Genomic DNA, 18,117 nt, shown 5'->3' with positions numbered 1-18,117 from the left:
CGGGTGGCCGGAGGAGGGACTTCTCAGCGTCCGGCATCGGCCAGTTTGGCCCGGAGCTGGAGCACGGATTTGGTGTGGATCTGGCTGACCCGGCTCTCCGTCACACCGAGGACGTTGCCGATCTCCGCGAGGGTCAGCCCCTCGTAGTAGTAGAGGGTCACCACCGTCTTCTCCCGGTCGGGGAGGGTGTTGATGGCACGCGCGAGCAGCCGTCTCAGCTCGCGGTCCTCGGCGACCTCCACCGGATTGTCGGCGGCGGTGTCCTCCAGGGTGTCCATCAGGCTCAACCGGTCGCCGCCCTCGCCGCCGACGTGCAGCAACTCCTCCAGGGCGACCACGTTGGCCAGTGACAACTGGCTGAAAACCGCGTGCAGTTCCTCCAGGGTGATACCCATCTCCGATGCGACCTCGGACTCGGACGGGGTGCGCCGCAGCCGCGCCTCCAGCGTGGCGTAGGCGCGCTCCACGTTCCGCGCCTTCTGCCGCACCGAGCGCGGGATCCAGTCGAGCGCCCGCAGTTCGTCGATCATCGCGCCGCGGATCCTGGTGATCGCGTACGTCTCGAACTTGATGGCCCGCTCGATGTCGAACTTCTCGATGGCGTCGATCAGTCCGAAGACTCCGGAGGAGACGAAGTCCGCCTGCTCGACGTTGGACGGCAGCCCCACGCTCACCCGGCCCGCGACGTACTTGACGAGGGGCGAGTAGTGCAGGATCAGCTGTTCCCGCAGCCGCTCGTCGCCGGTGGTCTTGTACGAACGCCACAGTTCGTCGAGTGAGGAGGGGGCGGGAGGGCGCACAGTGCCACGCGCAACGGGTGGTACTGCCGCGCGGTCAGACCCGGAGGTGTGCTGGGGCATGTGGTGCCTTGAGCCGTTCTGCCGTGAAGTGCTGGGGGACTTCTGTCTGGGGCGGAATCCTTGTGAGCGTAGCGTGACTGAAGTGTCGCAGTCCGCACAGGAGCGGAGATCCGGGCTGCGTCATTGCGTTCTGTCGTTCACGCTGCCCACCCCCGCCGTGGCCGGGGCCATCGCCGTGGGCGACGGCCCCCGACCGGTCACCGATCGATCGTGCGAGGTCATCGGCTCACCTTTTCACCCGAATGCTCCAGGTCAAGAACCGCCTCGCCGTGCCTCGCCGCCGCGGAGGGACGGACGCGTCATGGGCGAACGCGTCAACCGCCAGCCGTCGCCCTCACGTTCGACGAACCCCAGTGAGTGCAGCTCGTACAGCCGCCCGAGTGCTTCGTCGGCGGAGGTCCCCGCGCTGCGGGCGAGCGCTCGCGCGTCGGTGGGGCCGTGGTACGGAAGGGCGTCGAGGACCCTCGCCGCCACCGGGTCCAGCCGGTCGCGGGGCAGCACGGGGCCGCGCCGGTCCGGTGCGAGGTCGCCGATGTCCCCGACCAGCTCGGCGACTTCGGACGCGTCGGTGACCAGCACCCCCTCGCCGCGCAGCAGTTCGTGGACTCCTGCCGACAGTCCGCTGGTGGCGGGTCCCGGCACCCCCATCACGAACCGGCCGAGCCGCTGTGCCTGCCGGGCGGTGACGAGGGAACCGCTGCGGTACTCCGCCTCCACCACGACCGTTCCCCTGGTCAGGGCGGCGATCACCCGGTTGCGCAGGACGAACCTGCTGCGGGTGGGATGAGAGCCCGGCGGCAACTCCGCCACCACGAGGCCCTGTTGAGCCACCCGCCCGATCAACTCCGCGTGGCCCCGGGGATAGGGGACGTCGACACCGCAGGCCAGCACCGCCGCCGTCGCACCGCCCGCGGCCAGGACCCCGCGGTGCGCCGCCCCGTCCACGCCGAACGCCGCACCCGACACCACCACCCAGCCGCGCTCCGCGAGACCGGCGCCGAGGGTCGCCGCCATGTGCGCCCCGTACGGCGTGCAGGCCCGCGCACCCACCACCGCGACCGAGCGCAGGGCCCACAGCCGCAGGTTCGGCCGGCCCCGCACCCAGAGCCCGACGGGCCGCGCGTCCCCCAGGTCGTCGAGCTGGCTCGGCCACTCCCGGTCCCCCGGGCAGACCAGGCGCCCGCCCAGGGCGGCGACCGCTGCCAGGTCCCGCTCGGGCTCGACCGCCGCCGCACGGAGCCGGTAACCCTCCAGCCGTACGGCGGTCATCCCCGGCAGCTTCTCCGCGGAGCCGTCCGCGACCCGGAGTGCCCGCAGCAGGGCGACAGGTCCCGCCTGCCGCAGCCACACCCCGGCGCGCTCGTCCCCCGGCTCCAACACCCGCGTCAGAGCAGCCCGCGCCACCCGCTCGGGCTCCGGCCCCCGGCCCGTCGGCCCGGCGTCCAACCCCAGCCTCAGCTGTCCCACACCCGGCGCCCCCTCGCCCGACTCCGGCCGCTCGGGCCCCGACCCCCGGCCCAACCGCTCCGCATCCACCCCGCTCACCACGCCCCCGCCTCCATCGGCGCCCCGCGCTGGATGCCGGTCCGCAGCTCCAGGGCCACCGCGATGTCGTGGGCCTCCGGTCGGGCGGCGCCTCTCAGGTCCGCCACCGTCCAGGCCACCCTGAGCACCCGGTCCAGGCCCCGGGCCGTGAGGATGCCGCGCTCCAGATCCCGCTCCGCCGCGGCCAGCGCCCCGGGGGCCGCGAGCAGCCGGGTCCGCAGCTCGTGGCCGGGTACCTCGCTGTTGGTCGTCCACGGCGTCCCGGTCAGCCGCTCCGCCGCCCGTGCCCTGGCCTCCCGCACCCGCGCGGCGACCACGGCCGTCGGCTCGCCCCGGCCGCCCTGCTCCAGGAGATCCGCGCGGTCCACCGGCTCCACCTCGACCCGCAGGTCCACCCGGTCGAGCAGCGGGCCCGAGAGCCGTGCCTGGTAGCGGCGGACCACCGAGGGCGGGCACTCGCAGCCCGCACCGGTGAGGGTGTGCCGCCCGCAGGGGCACGGGTTGGCGGCCAGCACCATCAGGAACCGGGCGGGCAGCCGCACCACCCCCGCCGCCCGCGCGACCACCACATGGCCCGACTCCAGCGGCTGGCGCAGCGCGTCCAGGGCCTTGCCCGAGAATTCGGGTGCTTCGTCCAGGAACAGGACCCCTCGGTGAGCGAGCGAGACCGCCCCCGGTCTCGGCATGCCGTTGCCGCCGCCGACCAGCGACTGCATGGTCGCCGAGTGGTGCGGGGCGCAGTAGGGCGCCCGGGAGACGAGCGGTTCACCCGGGGGGAGGATGCCCGCCACGGAGTGGACCGCCGTCACTTCGAGGGATTCCTGCCGGGTCAGCGGCGGCAGGACCGCCGGGAGCCGTTCGGCCAGCATGGTCTTGCCCGCGCCCGGCGGACCCGAGAGCAGCAGATGGTGTCCCCCGGCCGCCGCCACCTCCAGGGCCTTGCGGGGTCGCAGCTGTCCCGCGACGTCCGCCAGGTCCGGGGGGTGCCCCTCGCCGCGTGGGGAGGCCGGGGCAAGACCGGCGCCGAGGCCGGTGCCCGGGACCATGAGTCCGGCGAGCATCGCGTCGGGGCGCCCCCGGTCGTCGACGGGCTCGTCGGGGACCGGTTCGTCGCGGAGGACGGCGATCAGCTGGCGCAGGCTCCGGACGCCCAGGACCGATACGCCCGGCACCAGGGCGGCCTCCCCGGCCGTCTGTTCGGGGACGACGACCTGCTGGTATCCGGCCTCGGCCGCCGCGAGGACGGCGGGCAGCACGCCCCGTACGGGACGGACCCGGCCGTCCAGGCCCAGCTCGCCGATCATCACCACATCGGCGATGGAGGCCGGGTCGATGCGCTCCGCCGCACCGAGGACCGCGCACGCCACGGCGAGGTCGAAACCCGATCCACTTTTGGGGACCGACGCCGGGGAGAGCCCCACCGTGAGCTTCTTCTGCGGCCACTCGGCCCCGGAGTTGACCACCGCCGCCCGCACCCGGTCCCGGCTCTCGATCAGGCTCTTGTCCGGCAGCCCGACCAGGGTGAAGGCCGCGACCCCGGGCTCCAGGTCCGCCTGGACCTCCACCACCACGCCCTCGACGCCGACCAGCGCCACGGAACACGCCCGCGCGTACCCCATCAGGACACCCCCCGCGCGTGTTCGGTGACGGGGGCGCCGCGCCGGGGCACGATCACCCCGACCAGGTCGATCCGGACCCCGCCGGCCGGTGGCCCGCCGTGCCGCTCCAGCCAGATCTCGGCGAGCCGCCGCAGGCGATCCGCCTTGACCGGGGTGACCGCGGCCATGGGATGTTCGAAAGCGTCCGATCTGCGGGTCTTGACCTCGCAGAAGACCAGTGCGTCGCCGTCCCTGGCGACGATGTCCACCTCTCCGGCGCGACAGCGCCAGTTCCGCTCGATCACGGCCATCCCGGCGTCGGTCAGCAGCCGGGCCGCCAGATCCTCGCCGTACCGCCCGAGTGCCCCCCGTGCGTTCATCTCTCCACCACCTCCGGGACCGACTCTGTCCCGGCCGGACGGAAGTTGTGGATCTTGGTGGACAACTTCCCGGATGTGGAAAACCCGGCCACCCACATGGGTGACCGGGTCTGTGTTCGCATCTCGCACGAGTCGGCGGCCCTGTGACGCACGGGCCGCGCGGCGTCAGCCTCCCGGAAGTTCCAGATCGCTCTTGTTGAGCTCTTCGATATTGACGTCCTTGAAGGTCAGCACGCGGACCTGCTTGACGAACCTCGCGGGCCGGTACATGTCCCAGACCCAGGCGTCCGCCATGGACACCTCGAAGAAGACCTCACCCTGGACCGAGTGCACCTGCATCTCGTAGTCGTTGGTGAGGTAGAAGCGCCGTTCGGTCTCGATCACATATTTGAACAGACCGACGACATCGCGGTACTCCCGGTAGAGCTTCAGCTCCATCTCGGTCTCGTACTTCTCGAGGTCCTCGGCGCTCATGGCATGTTTCCCCTTCAGCCGTGCGTCCCCCCATTGTGCGTCAGCCTCCGACGCCCCCGGCCGATCAGACGATTTCGGCGGCGAGGACCAACGGAACACGCGGGGGACCCTCGTCGAGGAGCGTGCGCAGCAGCTCGGCGAGTCTGGTCGGGTACACCGTCTCACGCGCCGCGAGGAGTTCGGCGGAAGTCCACCACCTCAGACCGACGACGCTGCGCAGTTCGAGCTCGGTGAGGCCCTGGGGGTCGGTGGCGGTCTGTGCCGTACGGGCCAGGAAGTACCACTCGTCCTGGTCCCAGCGCCGCCCGTCGAACGGGAAGGAGCAGATCCGCTTCCAGAGCACCGGGCCCAGCTCGACATCGGTGATCCCGGTCTCCTCGGCCAGCTCGCGGCGGGCCGCCTCCGCATGGGTCTCGTCGCCCTCCAGGCCGCCGCCCGGCGTGAACCACCAGTCGTTGCCGGGGTCGCCCGGCTCGTGGCCGTGGAGCAGGAGGATGCGGTCGTCGGGGTCCAGGAGCACCACCCGGGCGACCCGGCGGGCCGTGCCGGTCACGGGGTGGTTCCGGCGGTCCGCCCGCGGCGGGCTGAGCGGGCGGCGACGGGTCCGTACACGGCCCCGCCCAGGATGAGCACCGCGCCCACCAGCACGGCACCCACCTGGAGCGGGAGCGGGCCGTCGGCGGAGACGCCACCGGGCAGCGCGGCGAACGACGCGGGGCGGCCGATCATGCCGTCCAGCGGCCAGGCCACCGCGTCGACCCGGGCCTGGACGGCGCTCAGGGGTACGGAGCCCTGGCCGGCGTCCTCCAGATGGACCCGGGAGTCCAGAGAGGTGGAGCGCTCGTCGCCGAGGAGGAAGATCTGGCCCTCGGGCACCTCGGCGGAGAACTTCTGCGGGGAGGCGGGCGCCGGTGTCCCCGGGGCGGCGGGGCCGCGGTTGATGTACGGCTCCTCGACGGGCGTCCCGTCGACGGTGAGCCGTCCGCCCTTGTCGCAGCAGGCCACCGTGTCCCCGCCGACGCCCACCACGCGCTTCACCATCGGGGTGTCGCCCCAGACGCGGTCGGTGAAGACCACCACGTCACCGCGGCGGACGTCGGCGCCCTGTATGCGCTCCGCGAGCACCCGGTCGCCGGCGTTCACCGTGGGGGACATCGAATCGGTGGGGACGGCGTACGGCTTGTACACCACCGCCGCCCAGAGGAACCCGCCCAGGAAGAGCACACAGCCGACCGCCACGGCCAGACCCGACACCATGGCGCCGGTCCGGCCGCGGCCGTCATCGTCGCGTTTCGTACCGCTCATCCCAGCGCTCCCCCATCGGAGATCGACAATCGCTGATCCGAGTCGGCACCCTACCCGGCGGTACGCCCGGCGGTCAGCCTCCTGCGCCGCCACAGCACGAGAGGCAGCGCTCCGGCTACGCCCAGGGCGGCCGGAGCCATCGCGGCGGTCGCGTTCAGCCCGGGCTGGTCGAACGTGCTGGGGATGGGCAGGGTCGCCCAGCGGCCCACGGGCCAGGCGACGACGATCGCCCGGCCGACGACCTCGTCCGTGGAGACGGTGCCCTGGCCGGGGAGCTCCTGGTGGTAGCGGGAGTCCAGGGAGTTCTGCCGGTGGTCGCCCATGACGAAGATCCGGCCCTCCTGCACCTTGATCGGGCCGAAGGGCTTGTCGTTGCACGGGGTGTTCCCCGGGAAGATGAACGACTTCTCATCGAGCGCCTTGCCGTTGACCGTGACCGGTCCGTTCTCCTTGCACTCCACGGTGTCGCCGCCGATGGCGATGACCCGCTTGATCAGGTCCTTCTCCTCGGAGGAGGGCATCAGACCGATGAAGCTGAGGAACTTCTGCGCCACGTTGGGTTCCGGGGTCGCGGTGTCCTCCAGCCAGCCGCCCGGGTCGTGGAAGACCACGACCTCGCCGCGCTCCGGCTCGGAGCCGAACCAGGGGGTCAGCTTGTCGACCAGCACCCGGTCGCCCCGCTGCAGGGTGTTCTGCATCGAGTCCGAGGGGATCGAGAACGCCTGGACCAGGAAGGTCTTGATCAACAGCGCCAGGATCAGCGCGATACCGACGAGCAGGGGCAGCTCCATCCAGAAGGAGCGCTGCCTCTTGGGAGCCCTGCCGCCGCCCGGCGCACCACCGCCGTCGCCCGGGGTACCGCCGTCACCGTCCGGCGGGACCGCAGCCCCGCCCGCGGGAGACTCGTCGCGCTCCGGCCGGTCCTCGGGTTCGTCGTGTCCGGATCGTGCGCCGACCGCCAAATCCCCCACATCCACTCCTCAATACGTGCCACTGCCCGCGCCCGATCCGGTGCAGGCCCACCACTCCCATAACGAGCGGGAGTTCCGCAGGGGTCGGGAGCCGGACCATTCCGTCTCGATCCGAAGTGGCAACCCTATGCGACGGCCCCGGACCCGCCGTCTCCGATCCGCTCGCCCGCGCCACCGCGGCGAAGGCCTCGCGCTCCTCCAGGGTGCTCCAGTTGGCGAGCGGCCAGGCGATCACGACGGCCCGCCCCACCACCTCGTCCTCGGAGACCGTGCCCCTGTCCGGCTCGTCGAGATGGAAGCGGGAGTCGGCGGAGTTGGAGCGGTGGTCGCCCATCATGAAGAGGCGCCCGGCCGGGACCTCCACCTCGAACCGGACGGTCGAGGGCCGGTCGCCGGGGTGCAGATAGGGCTCGGTCAGCGGTACGCCGTTGACGGTGACGCGACCGTCGGTGCCGCAGCACCTCACCGTGTCGCCGCCGACGGCCACCACCCGTTTGATCAGGTCCTGCTCGTCGTCGGATGGCAGCAGACCGATGAACTTCAGCGCCTCGGTGACCTGCTTGACGCCGACCGGCGGGTCCTTCTTCCCTCCGGCGTTCTCCTGCTGGAGCCAGCCGCCGGGGTCCTTGAAGACGACGACGTCCCCGCGCTGCGGCTTCGACCCGAACAGCGGGGTCAGCTTGTCCACCAGGACACGGTCGCCGATCTTGATCGTCTGCTCCATCGATCCGGACGGGATCACGAACGCCTGCACGAGGAAGGTCTTCAGCACCAGCGCGATCAGCAGCGCCATCACGATGAGGACCGGTATCTCCCGCACCGCGGATCTGCGGCGCTTGCGCCGGACCTTCCTGGCGAGCTTGCGGCGCTCGGCCCGGGTCGGCAGCGAGCGCGGCACGGTGGGCCGGCTCCCGGTCGGCAGGGACGCGTCGGGGGCATGGGCGCCGCGCGGGCGCCCGCGGTTACCCATGCGCCCCGCCGGGTGCCCGTACGCCCTCGAAGGCGCCGGTCCCCCGAAGGCCGCCGATCCGGGCGGGCGGCCAGCCCAGCCAGTCCACCCGGCCGATCACCCGCTCGACGGGGACCATCCCGCCACCGGGCGACCCCAGGTGGTCGCGGGAGTCACTGGAGCGGCTGCGGTGGTCGCCCATCATCCAGAGCGTGCCCCGCGGCACCACGACGTCGAACGGGGCCTTGGAGGCGGAGTCGCCGGGCTGGAGGTACGTCTCGTCCACCGGCACACCGTTCACCCGGAGCCTGCCCCGCGCGTCGCAGCAGACGACTCGGTCGCCCCCCACGCCCACCACGCGCTTCACGAAGTCGGTGTCGGCGGGCTCGGCGAAGCCCAGGGAGGCCGCCGCCCCGCGGGCCGACGCGGCCACCGGGTTCTCGTCCAGGCCCTCGCGGACGAAGGAGCCGGTCCCGTCGAAGACCACGACGTCACCGCGCTCGGGCACGGCGCCGGACCGGTACGCCAGCTTGTTGACGAGCACCCGGTCGCCGACCCGCAGCGTGGGCTCCATCGAGCCGCTGGGGACCAGGAAGGGCTGGACCACGAACGCGCTGAACAGCAGCAGCGCGGCCGTGCCCGCCACTGCCCCGGCGAGGACGCGCCGCCGCCAGGGCCGTACGGCTTCGACGCGGCCCCGGACGCGCGAGAAGCGCGACCCCTCCTCGGACCCGGCGCGGGGTTCCGAGGAGCGATCGCGCTCCGAGTGCTCTGCTTGCGTGTCCATCGCGGCCGAATCCTATCCGGCCGCGCTGTGGACGCCGGAAGCAGCTCAGTTGTCGCGCTTCTCCTTGATCTTCGCGGCCTTGCCGCGGAGCTCACGGAGGAAGTACAGCTTGGCGCGACGGACGTCACCGCGGCTGACGAGCTCGATCTTCTCGAAGATCGGGCTGTGCACCGGGAAGGTGCGCTCGACGCCGACGCTGAAGGAGACCTTGCGGACCGTGAAGGTCTCGCTGACGCCCGAGCCCTGGCGGCGGATGACGATGCCCTTGAACTGCTGGATACGGGAGCGGTTGCCCTCGATCACGCGCACGTGGACGTTGACGGTGTCGCCGGGGCGGAACGCCGGGACGTCCGTACGGACAGAGGCGGCGTTGACGCCATCGAGCAGGGAAGTCATGAGTTCTGCTTTCTTCGCCGATGCCACAGGTCATCGACGGGATGTCGGGAGAGGTTCGGAGTGCTGACCGCGTCGGGCGGGCGTCTTTCCCCCTGTGGCAGGGGCGCACATCGGACGTACAGCAGCGGCCTATTCTTCCACGGCGGACGGCCTGCGCCAAAATCGGCCGCCGGGCTTCGGGGCGAAGCCGAGGATGGAGAGGATCTCGCGGTCCTTCTTGTCGAAGGCTCCCGCCTCGCACCGCTCGATCAGGTCGGGCCGGTTGAGGGCGGTACGGGCGAAGGCCTGGTCCCGCCGCCAGCGCGCGATCTTCCCGTGGTGGCCGCTGAGCAGGACGTCCGGGATTCCCCGGCCGCGCCACGCGGGCGGCTTGGTGTAGACGGGGCCTTCCAGGAGGTTCGCCATCGCGCCGGGGGCGAAGGAGTCGTCGCGGTGGGACTCCGCGTTGCCCAGGACGCCGGGCAGCAGCCGGGCGACGGCCTCGGTGATCACGAGGACGGCGGCCTCCCCGCCGGCCAGCACGTAGTCGCCGATGGAGACCTCGACGACCGGGAGCCGGGTGGCGTACTCGTCGATCACCCGGCGGTCGATGCCCTCGTACCGGGCCGGGGTGAAGACCAGCCAGGGATTGGTGGAGAGCTCGACGGCCAGCTCCTGGGTGAACGGGCGACCGCTGGGGGTGGGCACGACGAGGACCGGGGCGTGCGCGCCGGACTCATACCCGTCGGCCAGCGCCTCGTCCAGCGCGTCCCCCCAGGGCTCGGTCTTCATGACCATGCCGGGGCCGCCGCCGTAGGGGGTGTCGTCGACGGTGTTGTGCCGGTCGTACGTCCACTCCCGCAGGTCGTGGACGTGGACGTCGAGCACTCCGCGGGCGCGGGCCTTGCCGACGAGGGAGACGTTCAGCGGGTCCAGGTACTCGGGGAAGATCGTGACGACGTCGAGCCGCATCAGGCGTCGCCCCGCGGCGCCTCGTCGGCCTCGTCCTCGTCCTTACCCTCGTCCTGGCCCTCGTCCTGCTCCTCGTCACGGGAGGAGGCCACCACGGCCTCCCTCTCGTCGATCAGGCCGGGCGGCGGGGTGATGACCGCGCGCTGCTCCTCCAGGTCGATCTCGGTGACGATCTCCTCCACGAAGGGGATCATCACCTCGCTGCCGTCGGGGCGCTCCACGATGAAGAGGTCCTGCGAGGGCAGGTGCGAGATCTCGGTGATCCGGCCGATCTCCGTACCGTCGGCGAGGACGACGTCCAGGTCGATCAGCTGGTGGTCGTAGAACTCCTCGGGGTCCTCCGGGAGTTCCTCGGGGTCCACGTCGGCGATCAGCAGGGTGTTGCGCAGGGCCTCGGCGCCGGTGCGGTCGGCCACGCCCTCGAAGCGCAGCAGCAGCCTGCCGCTGTGCACGCGGCCCGTCTCGATGGTCAGCGGGCCAATGGCCGCCGGGTCGGTGGCCAGGACGGCGCCGGGCCCGAGCCGCAGCTCCGGCTCGTCCGTTCGTACCTCGACGGTGACCTCGCCCTTGATGCCGTGGGCGCGGCCGATCCGCGCAACTACCAACTGCACGCTGTTCTCCGATTGATGGGGTGGGGAACTGGGGACCCGACCTGTCGCGGGAACGCCCGGGGTGGTGGCCGACGACAAAGGCCGGGGACGGCTCGAAAGCCCTCCCCGGCCCTGGCCGGTGTTCAACTGCGGTCAGCGGACCTGGTCCACATCGACGAGGTCGACGCGGATGCCACGGCCGCCGATGGCGCCTACGACGGTCCGCAGAGCGCGAGCGGTGCGGCCGTTGCGGCCGATCACCTTACCGAGGTCGTCGGGGTGGACCCGGACCTCCAGCACGCGCCCGCGGCGCAGGGTGCGCGAGGCCACCTGCACGTCGTCGGGGTTGTCGACGATGCCCTTCACGAGGTGCTCGAGAGCCTCCTCGAGCATGCTCAGGCCTCGGTCGACTCGGTGGACGCGGCAGCGTCAGCCGTCTCGTCCGCCTTCTTGTCGGACTTCTTGGCCTTGGGGGTGATGGCCTCACCCTTGGCCTCGTCGCCGTCCGCGGACAGCGCCTCGAACAGGGCACGCTTGTCAGCCTTGGGCTCCGGCTGCAGCAGCGGCGCGGGGGCCGGGAGACCCTTGTGGGCCTGCCAGTCACCGGTGAGCTTCAGGATCGCGAGGACCGGCTCGGTCGGCTGGGCGCCGACGGACAGCCAGTACTGCGCGCGCTCCGAGTTGACCTCGATGCGCGAGGGGTTCTGCACCGGGTGGTACAGGCCGATCTCCTCGATGGCCCGGCCGTCACGGCGGGTACGGGAGTCGGCGACGACGATGCGGTAGTGAGGCGAACGGATCTTGCCCAGACGCTTCAGCTTGATCTTGACTGCCACGGAAGTGGTGTCTCCTGGTCTCTGACGTGGTTGGGCACAACAAGATGCCACGTGGGGTTGCGGTACTCGGAGTGCCCGATGGACGCGTCAGCCGGAGGAGAGAGGGGTCCTGTGCGACTGTCGAGTACAGCTAGCCATTGTGCCACACCACTTCCGCTCACCCCACCGCGACCGCCGCTTCCGGAATCCGGAACGGCTTGCCGCAGCCGCCGCAGACGATCGGGGCCTGGGCCAGGACCGAGGGGACGACACGGACGTTGCGTCCGCAGTCGCAGACGGCCTTGACCCGGACGCCGCCCCCGGAGGAACCGTGCCGGGCGGCCGGGCCCCGGAAGGAGCGCTTGGTGTCGGCGGCGGTGGCGACCGTGTGCGCCTTGAGGGCGCGCTGCAGCCGTTCGGTGGTCGGACGGTACCGGCGCTTGGCCTCCGGATTCAGCGTGACCAGCGAGAATCCGCTGCTGGGGTGGGGCTCCTCGACATGGTCGAGGCCCAGCTCCTCGGCGATCGCGAGGAAGCGTCGGTTGTGGTAGCGGCCGGCACGTGAGGTGTCACGGACTCCTCTCGCGGCGGCGATGCCGTGGACTGCCTCGTGGAGCAGTCGCTCGAAGGAGAGCTCGGCGCCACAGGCGGACGAGGACTCTCCGATCAGGGACTCGGGCGCGGCTAGATCGGGCAGCTCGGGGTGGTACCGCTGAATGTCGGCCCACGCCTGTGCCAGCTCTGCGGCAAGTACAGGTGGTGTCGTGCTCACGTCGTGACAACGAGTCCGAGTGCCCCGGTGTTCCTATTCCGGGGCATCCCAAATAATTTGCACGTACCAGTCAGTTGCCCGTGATGTGCCCTGGATGTGTCCGGACGCGGGCGGGTGCGCCGAACTGCGGAGAAGCCGCACAGCTCGCACCAAGGTGGTGCACAGCGCGCGGTGCGCCCGGCGCACGGGATGTGCGGTGCGCCGGCGTCCGGCGCCACTTACGGGTCCGCCGGTGAGGGTACCCGCCGGACCGCTCGACGTGCCCGGTGCCCCGGGTCGGGTAAGACTGGTCCGAAGCGCGGACGCGGTACGAGGGTGTGTGCGGCCCTCGGCCGGGCCGGGCTCACGACGGCGTGAAAGGCCTGGCGCGGCGGTCCGCCGACGGGGCGCACGACCGGGGCACGCAAGCATTGCCCCACGCCCCCTGGACGGATCGGCGGATGCGCAGTTCCCTGGCATACGGGGGTGCGGACATACGCACGCGGGGGCCATCCACTCGGGCAAGATCGACCTCTTGGCGGATTGGGGCGCTTTCCATGACACCAACGCTCGTCCGGAACCACCGGGACGCGGATCCCTCCGCGCCGGCGGACGCCGGTACCCGTGCCCGCGACTGGGCCGAGATCCAGGAACGCATGCTGGCACCGCTCTACGAGGCGGTGTACGACCGGCTCGAAGTCGGGGCCGCCACCCGGATGCTGTCGCTCGGCTGTGGCTCCGGGCTCGCCATGCTCGTCGCGGCGGCCCGGGGGGCGCATGTCACGGGCGTGGACTCCGACCGCGAGCGCCTGGCGCTGGCGCGTGCGCGGCTGCTGCCCGACGCGGACAAGGAAGGTGCGCCCGCGCACCGGGCCCGGCTGCACGAGAACGGCCTCCCGGCGGGCACCGGCGCGGACGGGGCACCGTACGACCTGATCACCGTGTTCGAGCCGATCGGCTGCGCGGCCGGTGACTCCGAGGGGCCGGCGCCGGACCTGGAGTCGGCGCTGCCGCTGGCCGCCCGGGGCGCCACCGTGGTGCTGACCGGCTGGGGTCCGCCGGAGCGGTGTGCCACGGCGCCCGTGCTGCGGGTCGCGGCCCGGTTGGCGGAGTCCGCCCGCCCCGCCCGGCCGGGCGGGTGGCGGCCGGCCCTCCGGGACGACCTGGAGGACGTGGCCGCGCGGGCCGGGCTACAGCCGGACGGTTCGGGGCGGGTCTCGTGCCCGTTCGGGTACGCCGATCCGGACAGCGCGGTGCGCGGGCTGCTGTCGACCGGCCTGTTCGACGCCGCCGTACGGGCCACCGACCGCTCCCAGGTGGAGAAGGAGGTCGCGGAGGCGCTGCATCCCTATCGGCGCCCGGACGGCACGGTGTGGATGCCGAACGTCTTCCGTTACCTGGTCTGCACGACCTGACCGGCGGTCGTTCCTGGCATGCGTAAGGGGCGCCCTCTCTCAAGGGCGCCCCTTACGCATGGTCCGGGGGCCGGTTGCGCGGGTCCGGGGGCCGGTTACGCATGGTCCGAGGGCTGGTTACGCGTGATCCGGGGGCCGGTCAGCCCATGAACTTCTTGAACTCGTCCGGCAGCTCGAAGTTCTTGTCCTCCTGGGCCGGCAGCCCGAGCGCACCGCCCTGGGCGGCTGCCTGCTCGCGGCGCTCCGCCGCGGCGGCCTCCTCGGCCTTGCGCTTCATCGGGTTGCCGCTCTTGCGCTTGCCCTTGGCCTGCTTGACCTGCTTCTTCTGACGGCCGGGGCCGCCGCCCATGCCGGGCATCCCCGGCATCCCGGGCATGCCACCGCCTTGGGCCATCTTCGACATCATCTTGCGCGCCTCGAAGAAGCGCTCCACCAGGCCCTTGACCGCGGAGACCTCGACGCCCGAACCCTTGGCGATACGGGCCCGGCGCGAGCCGTTGATGATCGTCGGCTCGGCGCGCTCCTTGGGGGTCATCGACTTGATGATCGCGGCGGTGCGGTCGATGTCGCGCTCGTCGATGTTGTTGATCTGGTCCTTGATCTGCCCCATGCCGGGCAGCATCCCGAGCAGCTTGGAGATGGAGCCCATCTTGCGGACCTGCTCCATCTGGGCCAGGAAGTCGTCGAGCGTGAAGTCCTTGCCGCCCTTGCTCGACGACAGCTTGGAGGCCATTTTGGCGGCCTCTTCCTGGCTGAACGTCTTCTCCGCCTGCTCGATCAGGGTGAGCAGGTCACCCATGTCGAGGATGCGGGAAGCCATCCGGTCCGGGTGGAACGCGTCGAAGTCCTCCAGCTTCTCGCCGTTCGACGCGAACATGATCTGCTTGCCCGTGACATGGGCGATCGACAGGGCCGCACCACCACGGGCGTCGCCGTCGAGCTTGGAGAGCACCACGCCGTCGAAGCCGACACCGTCGCGGAAGGCCTCCGCGGTGTTGACCGCGTCCTGGCCGATCATCGCGTCGACGACGAAGAGGATCTCGTCGGGGCTGACGGCGTCGCGGATGTCCGCGGCCTGGCGCATCAGCTCCTGGTCGATACCGAGGCGGCCGGCGGTGTCGACGATGACGATGTCGTGCACCTTGGCCTTGGCGAACTCGATGGAGTCCTTGGCGACCTGGACCGGGTCGCCGACGCCGTTGCCCGGCTCGGGGGCGTACACCGCGACGCCGGCGCGCTCGGCGACGACGCTGAGCTGGTTGACGGCGTTGGGGCGCTGGAGGTCGCAGGCGACGAGCAGCGGGGAGTGGCCCTGGCCCTTGAGCCAGAGGCCGAGCTTTCCGGCCAGCGTCGTCTTACCGGCACCCTGGAGGCCGGCGAGCATGATCACGGTGGGCGGGTTCTTGGCGAACCGCAGCCGGCGGGTCTCGCCGCCGAGGATGGCGACGAGCTCCTCGTTGACGATCTTGACGACCTGCTGGGCGGGGTTCAGCGCCTGGGAGACCTCGGAGCCGCGCGCCCGCTCCTTCACCTTGGCGATGAACGCCCGCACCACGGGCAGGGCGACGTCGGCTTCCAGCAGGGCGATACGGATCTCGCGTGCCGTGGCGTCGATGTCCGCCTCGGACAAGCGGCCCTTGCCCCGGAGGTTCTTGAAGGTCGCGCTAAGGCGGTCGGAGAGAGTATCGAACACGGCGCTCGTCGGTCCTCAGGGTCGGGGGCGGGGCAGGTCAATCGCCCTCCAGGGTATCCGTCCCCCGGAGAACACCAAGCCCTCGCCCGGGATACGGAGCCGGGCGAGGGCTCCACACCGGTGCCGTACGGGTCAGCCGAGGGCCTTCTCGACCTCCCTGGCGACCTCCGCGGCCCGGACCTCCGGCAGCGGTTCGCCGTCGGTCCCGGTGACGTAGAAGGCGTCCACGGCGTTGGCGCCGAGGGTGGAGACATGGGCGCTGCGCACCCGTACCGCGCTCTGCTCCAGGGCGTTGCCGATCCGGTGCAGCAGCCCGGGGGCGTCCTGGGCGCGGACCTCGATGACGGTGGCGCGGCGCGAGCCGGCCGCCGCGACGGCGACCCGGGGCGGCGGGGCCTTCACGCCCCTGCGGCGCGGATAGGCGGCCTCCCGCTCCGCGAGCCGGGCCCGGATGTCCAGGGAGCCGTCCAGGGCGCGTACGAGGTCGGCGCGGAGCCGGGCGGCCTGCGGGAGGGACCCGTACTCGGCCGCCACCCGCCAGCTGAGCAGCAGCAGGTCCGCCCGCTCCCCCACTTCGTTGGGGAGTTCCACCGCGCGCAGGTCGGCGGCGCGCACGGTGAGGCGGTGCAGGGCGAGGACGCCGGCCGCGGCGGGCAGGACGCCGGGGCGGTCGGGCAGGGCGATGAGGAGCTCGACGCCGACCGGTTCCACCTCCCCCTCATCGGCGGGCTCCTCGGGGTGGGTGTGCAGGGTGAGGGCGGGTTCGCCGGTGCGCAGGGCCTCGATCGCCAGGCGTTCGTGCTCGGCGCTGGGTGCGGCCTCCTCCGGTTCCTCGGGGGTCTCCCCCGCGAGGACGGCTGCGACGCGCTTGACGAGATCGGTGACGAGGGAGGCCCGCCAGGTGGACCAGGCGGCGGGCCCGGTGGCGAGCGCGTCGGCCTCGGTGAGGGCGTGCAGCAGCTCCAGGGTGGAGGCGGTGGAGACGGCTTCGGCGACCGACCGCACGGTGGCGGGGTCGTCCAGGTCGCGCCGGGTGGCGGTCTCGACGAGCAGCAGGTGGTGGCGTACGAGGGTGGCGATGACGCCCACGTCGTGCTTGTCGAAGCCGATCCGGGTGGCCATGTCCCGGGCGATGACCTCGCCGGCCACCGAGTGGTCGCCGGGCCAGCCCTTGCCGATGTCGTGCAGGAGGGCGGCGACCAGGAGCAGGTCGGGGCGGTGGACGCGGCGGGTGAGGGAGGCGGCGCGGACGGCGGTCTCCACGAGGTGCCGGTCGACGGTCCAGGTGTGCACGGGGTTGCGCTGGGGGCGGCAGTGGACGCGTTCCCAGTCGGGGAGCAGCCGGGTGATGATCCCTTCCGCTTCGAGCGCCTCCCAGACGCCGATGGTGGACTCCCCCGCGCCGAGCAGGGTGACCAGTTCCTCGCGGGCCTCGGGCGGCCAGGGGACCGGCAGCGGCCGGACCGTGGTGGCGAGGTGGCGTACGAGGTGGCGGGAGAGCGGCAGTCCGGCCTCGGCCGCGGCCGCCGCGGCGCGCAGGGTGAGGACGGGGTCGCGGTCGGGGCGGGCGGCCCGGGCGAGGACCACTTCGCCGTCGGCCTCCACCACGCCGTCGGCGAGCGGGGCGCGCTCGGGGACGGGCTTGGCGGTGCCGAGGGAACCGCTGAGCATGGCGCGGAGCCGGGGGCGGACCGAGCGGGCGCGCAGCACCCGGTTGACCTCGCGCCAGGTGACGTCGGTGGCGTACGAGACCGTGCGGGCGGCCTCGTACACCTGGCGCAGCAGCACGTCGGCGTCGAGCAGGCCCAGCGCCTGGGCGACCTGGTCCTGCTCCTGGAGGGCGAGGCGGTCGGTGGCGCGGCCGGTGGTGAGGTGGAGGGCGTCGCGGGCGTCCAGGAGGGTGCGGCGGGCCTGGTCGAGCCCTTCGCGCGGGGCGTCGGCGACCCAGGAGGCGGCCACGGCACGCAGGGCCGTGGCGTCGCGGAGGCCGCCGCGGGCCTCCTTGAGGTCGGGTTCCAGGAGGAACTGGAGCTCGCCCATCCGCTCGGCGCGCTCCTGGCAGAGCTCGTGGAGGGCGGGGAGGCGTCTGGGCGCCTGGTTGCGCCAGTCGGCGAGGATCGCGGTGCGCAGGGAGGCGACCAGGCCGAGCTCGCCGGCCACCGGGCGGGCGTCCAGCAGGCCGAGCTGGGCCTTGAGGTCCTCCCCGGCCGTCTTCCGGGCTTCGCCGGGGGTGCGTACGGAGTGGTCGAGGGCCAGGCCCAGGTCCCAGACCGGGTACCAGATGCCGTCCGCGAGGGCGGAGATGGCCGCGGGGTCGGCGCTGCCGTCGTGCAGGAGGAGCAGGTCGAGGTCGCTGCGCGGGGAGAGTTCGCCGCGGCCGTAGCCGCCGACGGCGACGAGGGCGGCGCCGCGGACCCCGGCGCGGGTGGCCGCCGCGGTGAACAGGCCGGTGAGCCAGTCGTCGGTGAGCCGGGCGAGGGCCGCACGGCGCGGCGGCCCGGACCGCGCCTCCTGCTGGAGGAGGCGCAGCCGGGCCGCCGCGTAGCCGCTGGGTCCCGAGTCTTCGCCATCGGTGATCGCTTCGGTGCTCGTCACCCAGGTGCCTTCCGTTTGGCGGGCCGTCGGCCAGGTGGCGTC

19 protein-coding genes are annotated in these 18,117 nt (G+C 72.4%); 1 reads left to right on the top strand and 18 read right to left on the bottom strand.

Going from position 1 to position 18,117, the window contains the following annotated elements:
• Nucleotides 1-23: 23 nt before the first annotated feature.
• From whiG to ACIQAK_RS26610, 16 genes are all read right to left on the bottom strand, one after another.
• Entirely contained in the window at nucleotides 24-860 is an 837-nt protein-coding gene (gene whiG / locus ACIQAK_RS26685; RefSeq protein ID WP_366387717.1) for an RNA polymerase sigma factor WhiG, read from the bottom strand.
• 252 nt (nucleotides 861-1,112) lie between these two features.
• Nucleotides 1,113-2,240 carry a DNA-processing protein DprA gene (dprA, locus tag ACIQAK_RS26680; RefSeq protein WP_366387829.1) on the bottom strand — a complete coding sequence of 376 codons (1,128 nt, stop codon included), beginning with the start codon at nucleotides 2,238-2,240 and terminating at the stop codon, nucleotides 1,113-1,115.
• Between the two features lie 161 nt (nucleotides 2,241-2,401).
• Complete coding sequence (locus tag ACIQAK_RS26675) at nucleotides 2,402-4,024, bottom strand: ATP-binding protein (RefSeq protein ID WP_366387716.1); 1,623 nt, start codon at nucleotides 4,022-4,024, stop codon at nucleotides 2,402-2,404.
• Nucleotides 4,024-4,383 carry a YraN family protein gene (locus ACIQAK_RS26670; RefSeq protein ID WP_366387715.1) on the bottom strand — a complete coding sequence of 120 codons (360 nt, stop codon included), beginning with the start codon at nucleotides 4,381-4,383 and terminating at the stop codon, nucleotides 4,024-4,026. The genes ACIQAK_RS26675 and ACIQAK_RS26670 overlap by 1 nt, the downstream gene beginning before the upstream one ends.
• Nucleotides 4,384-4,548: 165 nt before the next feature.
• On the bottom strand, nucleotides 4,549-4,857 hold the full coding sequence (locus ACIQAK_RS26665) for a DUF2469 domain-containing protein (RefSeq protein WP_003965949.1): 309 nt from the start codon (nucleotides 4,855-4,857) through the stop codon (nucleotides 4,549-4,551).
• A gap of 64 nt (nucleotides 4,858-4,921) precedes the next feature.
• Nucleotides 4,922-5,410 carry an NUDIX hydrolase gene (locus ACIQAK_RS26660; protein ID WP_366387714.1) on the bottom strand — a complete coding sequence of 163 codons (489 nt, stop codon included), beginning with the start codon at nucleotides 5,408-5,410 and terminating at the stop codon, nucleotides 4,922-4,924.
• The gene (gene lepB, locus ACIQAK_RS26655) at nucleotides 5,407-6,162 is read right to left on the bottom strand and encodes a signal peptidase I (protein ID WP_366387713.1); all 756 of its coding nucleotides are present in this window, start codon (nucleotides 6,160-6,162) and stop codon (nucleotides 5,407-5,409) included. Before lepB (ACIQAK_RS26655) ends, ACIQAK_RS26660 begins: the two co-directional genes overlap by 4 nt.
• A gap of 50 nt (nucleotides 6,163-6,212) precedes the next feature.
• Nucleotides 6,213-7,124, bottom strand: coding sequence for a signal peptidase I (gene lepB, locus ACIQAK_RS26650; protein WP_366387828.1), 912 nt, complete (start codon nucleotides 7,122-7,124; stop codon nucleotides 6,213-6,215).
• Nucleotides 7,027-8,103, bottom strand: coding sequence for a signal peptidase I (gene lepB / locus ACIQAK_RS26645; protein ID WP_366387712.1), 1,077 nt, complete (start codon nucleotides 8,101-8,103; stop codon nucleotides 7,027-7,029). The genes lepB (ACIQAK_RS26650) and lepB (ACIQAK_RS26645) overlap by 98 nt, the downstream gene beginning before the upstream one ends.
• A complete protein-coding gene (gene lepB, locus ACIQAK_RS26640; protein WP_366387711.1) occupies nucleotides 8,096-8,869 on the bottom strand; it encodes a signal peptidase I in 774 nt (257 codons plus the stop codon). The genes lepB (ACIQAK_RS26645) and lepB (ACIQAK_RS26640) overlap by 8 nt, the downstream gene beginning before the upstream one ends.
• 45 nt (nucleotides 8,870-8,914) lie before the next feature.
• Entirely contained in the window at nucleotides 8,915-9,265 is a 351-nt protein-coding gene (gene rplS / locus ACIQAK_RS26635) for a 50S ribosomal protein L19 (protein ID WP_031124475.1), read from the bottom strand.
• Nucleotides 9,266-9,394: 129 nt separating this feature from the next.
• On the bottom strand, nucleotides 9,395-10,216 hold the full coding sequence (gene trmD, locus ACIQAK_RS26630) for a tRNA (guanosine(37)-N1)-methyltransferase TrmD (RefSeq protein ID WP_366387710.1): 822 nt from the start codon (nucleotides 10,214-10,216) through the stop codon (nucleotides 9,395-9,397).
• Nucleotides 10,216-10,827 (bottom strand): ribosome maturation factor RimM, encoded by a 612-nt coding sequence (rimM, locus tag ACIQAK_RS26625; RefSeq protein WP_366387709.1) that lies wholly within the window; start codon nucleotides 10,825-10,827, stop codon nucleotides 10,216-10,218. The genes trmD and rimM overlap by 1 nt, the downstream gene beginning before the upstream one ends.
• 132 nt (nucleotides 10,828-10,959) lie before the next feature.
• The gene (locus ACIQAK_RS26620; RefSeq protein ID WP_003980229.1) at nucleotides 10,960-11,199 is read right to left on the bottom strand and encodes an RNA-binding protein; all 240 of its coding nucleotides are present in this window, start codon (nucleotides 11,197-11,199) and stop codon (nucleotides 10,960-10,962) included.
• A 2-nt stretch (nucleotides 11,200-11,201) separates the two neighbouring features.
• Entirely contained in the window at nucleotides 11,202-11,642 is a 441-nt protein-coding gene (gene rpsP, locus ACIQAK_RS26615) for a 30S ribosomal protein S16 (RefSeq protein WP_366387708.1), read from the bottom strand.
• A gap of 157 nt (nucleotides 11,643-11,799) precedes the next feature.
• The gene (locus tag ACIQAK_RS26610) at nucleotides 11,800-12,393 is read right to left on the bottom strand and encodes a hypothetical protein (protein ID WP_014048587.1); all 594 of its coding nucleotides are present in this window, start codon (nucleotides 12,391-12,393) and stop codon (nucleotides 11,800-11,802) included.
• 536 nt (nucleotides 12,394-12,929) lie between these two features.
• Here ACIQAK_RS26610 and ACIQAK_RS26605 point away from each other — a divergent pair.
• Nucleotides 12,930-13,787 (top strand): methyltransferase domain-containing protein, encoded by an 858-nt coding sequence (locus tag ACIQAK_RS26605; RefSeq protein WP_366387707.1) that lies wholly within the window; start codon nucleotides 12,930-12,932, stop codon nucleotides 13,785-13,787.
• Nucleotides 13,788-13,926: 139 nt separating this feature from the next.
• On the opposite strand, the gene ffh is transcribed toward ACIQAK_RS26605, so the two are convergent.
• Nucleotides 13,927-15,480 carry a signal recognition particle protein gene (gene ffh / locus ACIQAK_RS26600; RefSeq protein ID WP_366387706.1) on the bottom strand — a complete coding sequence of 518 codons (1,554 nt, stop codon included), beginning with the start codon at nucleotides 15,478-15,480 and terminating at the stop codon, nucleotides 13,927-13,929.
• Between the two features lie 132 nt (nucleotides 15,481-15,612).
• A complete protein-coding gene (locus tag ACIQAK_RS26595) occupies nucleotides 15,613-18,075 on the bottom strand; it encodes a [protein-PII] uridylyltransferase (protein ID WP_366387705.1) in 2,463 nt (820 codons plus the stop codon).
• Between the last annotated feature and the right edge of the window lie 42 nt (nucleotides 18,076-18,117).

The sequence above is a fragment of the Streptomyces sp. NPDC088706 genome (assembly GCF_044752765.1).
GTDB lineage: Bacteria > Actinomycetota > Actinomycetes > Streptomycetales > Streptomycetaceae > Streptomyces.
Note: the sequence above shows the minus strand (reverse complement) of the source record. Positions and strands in the feature narration are given on the sequence as shown.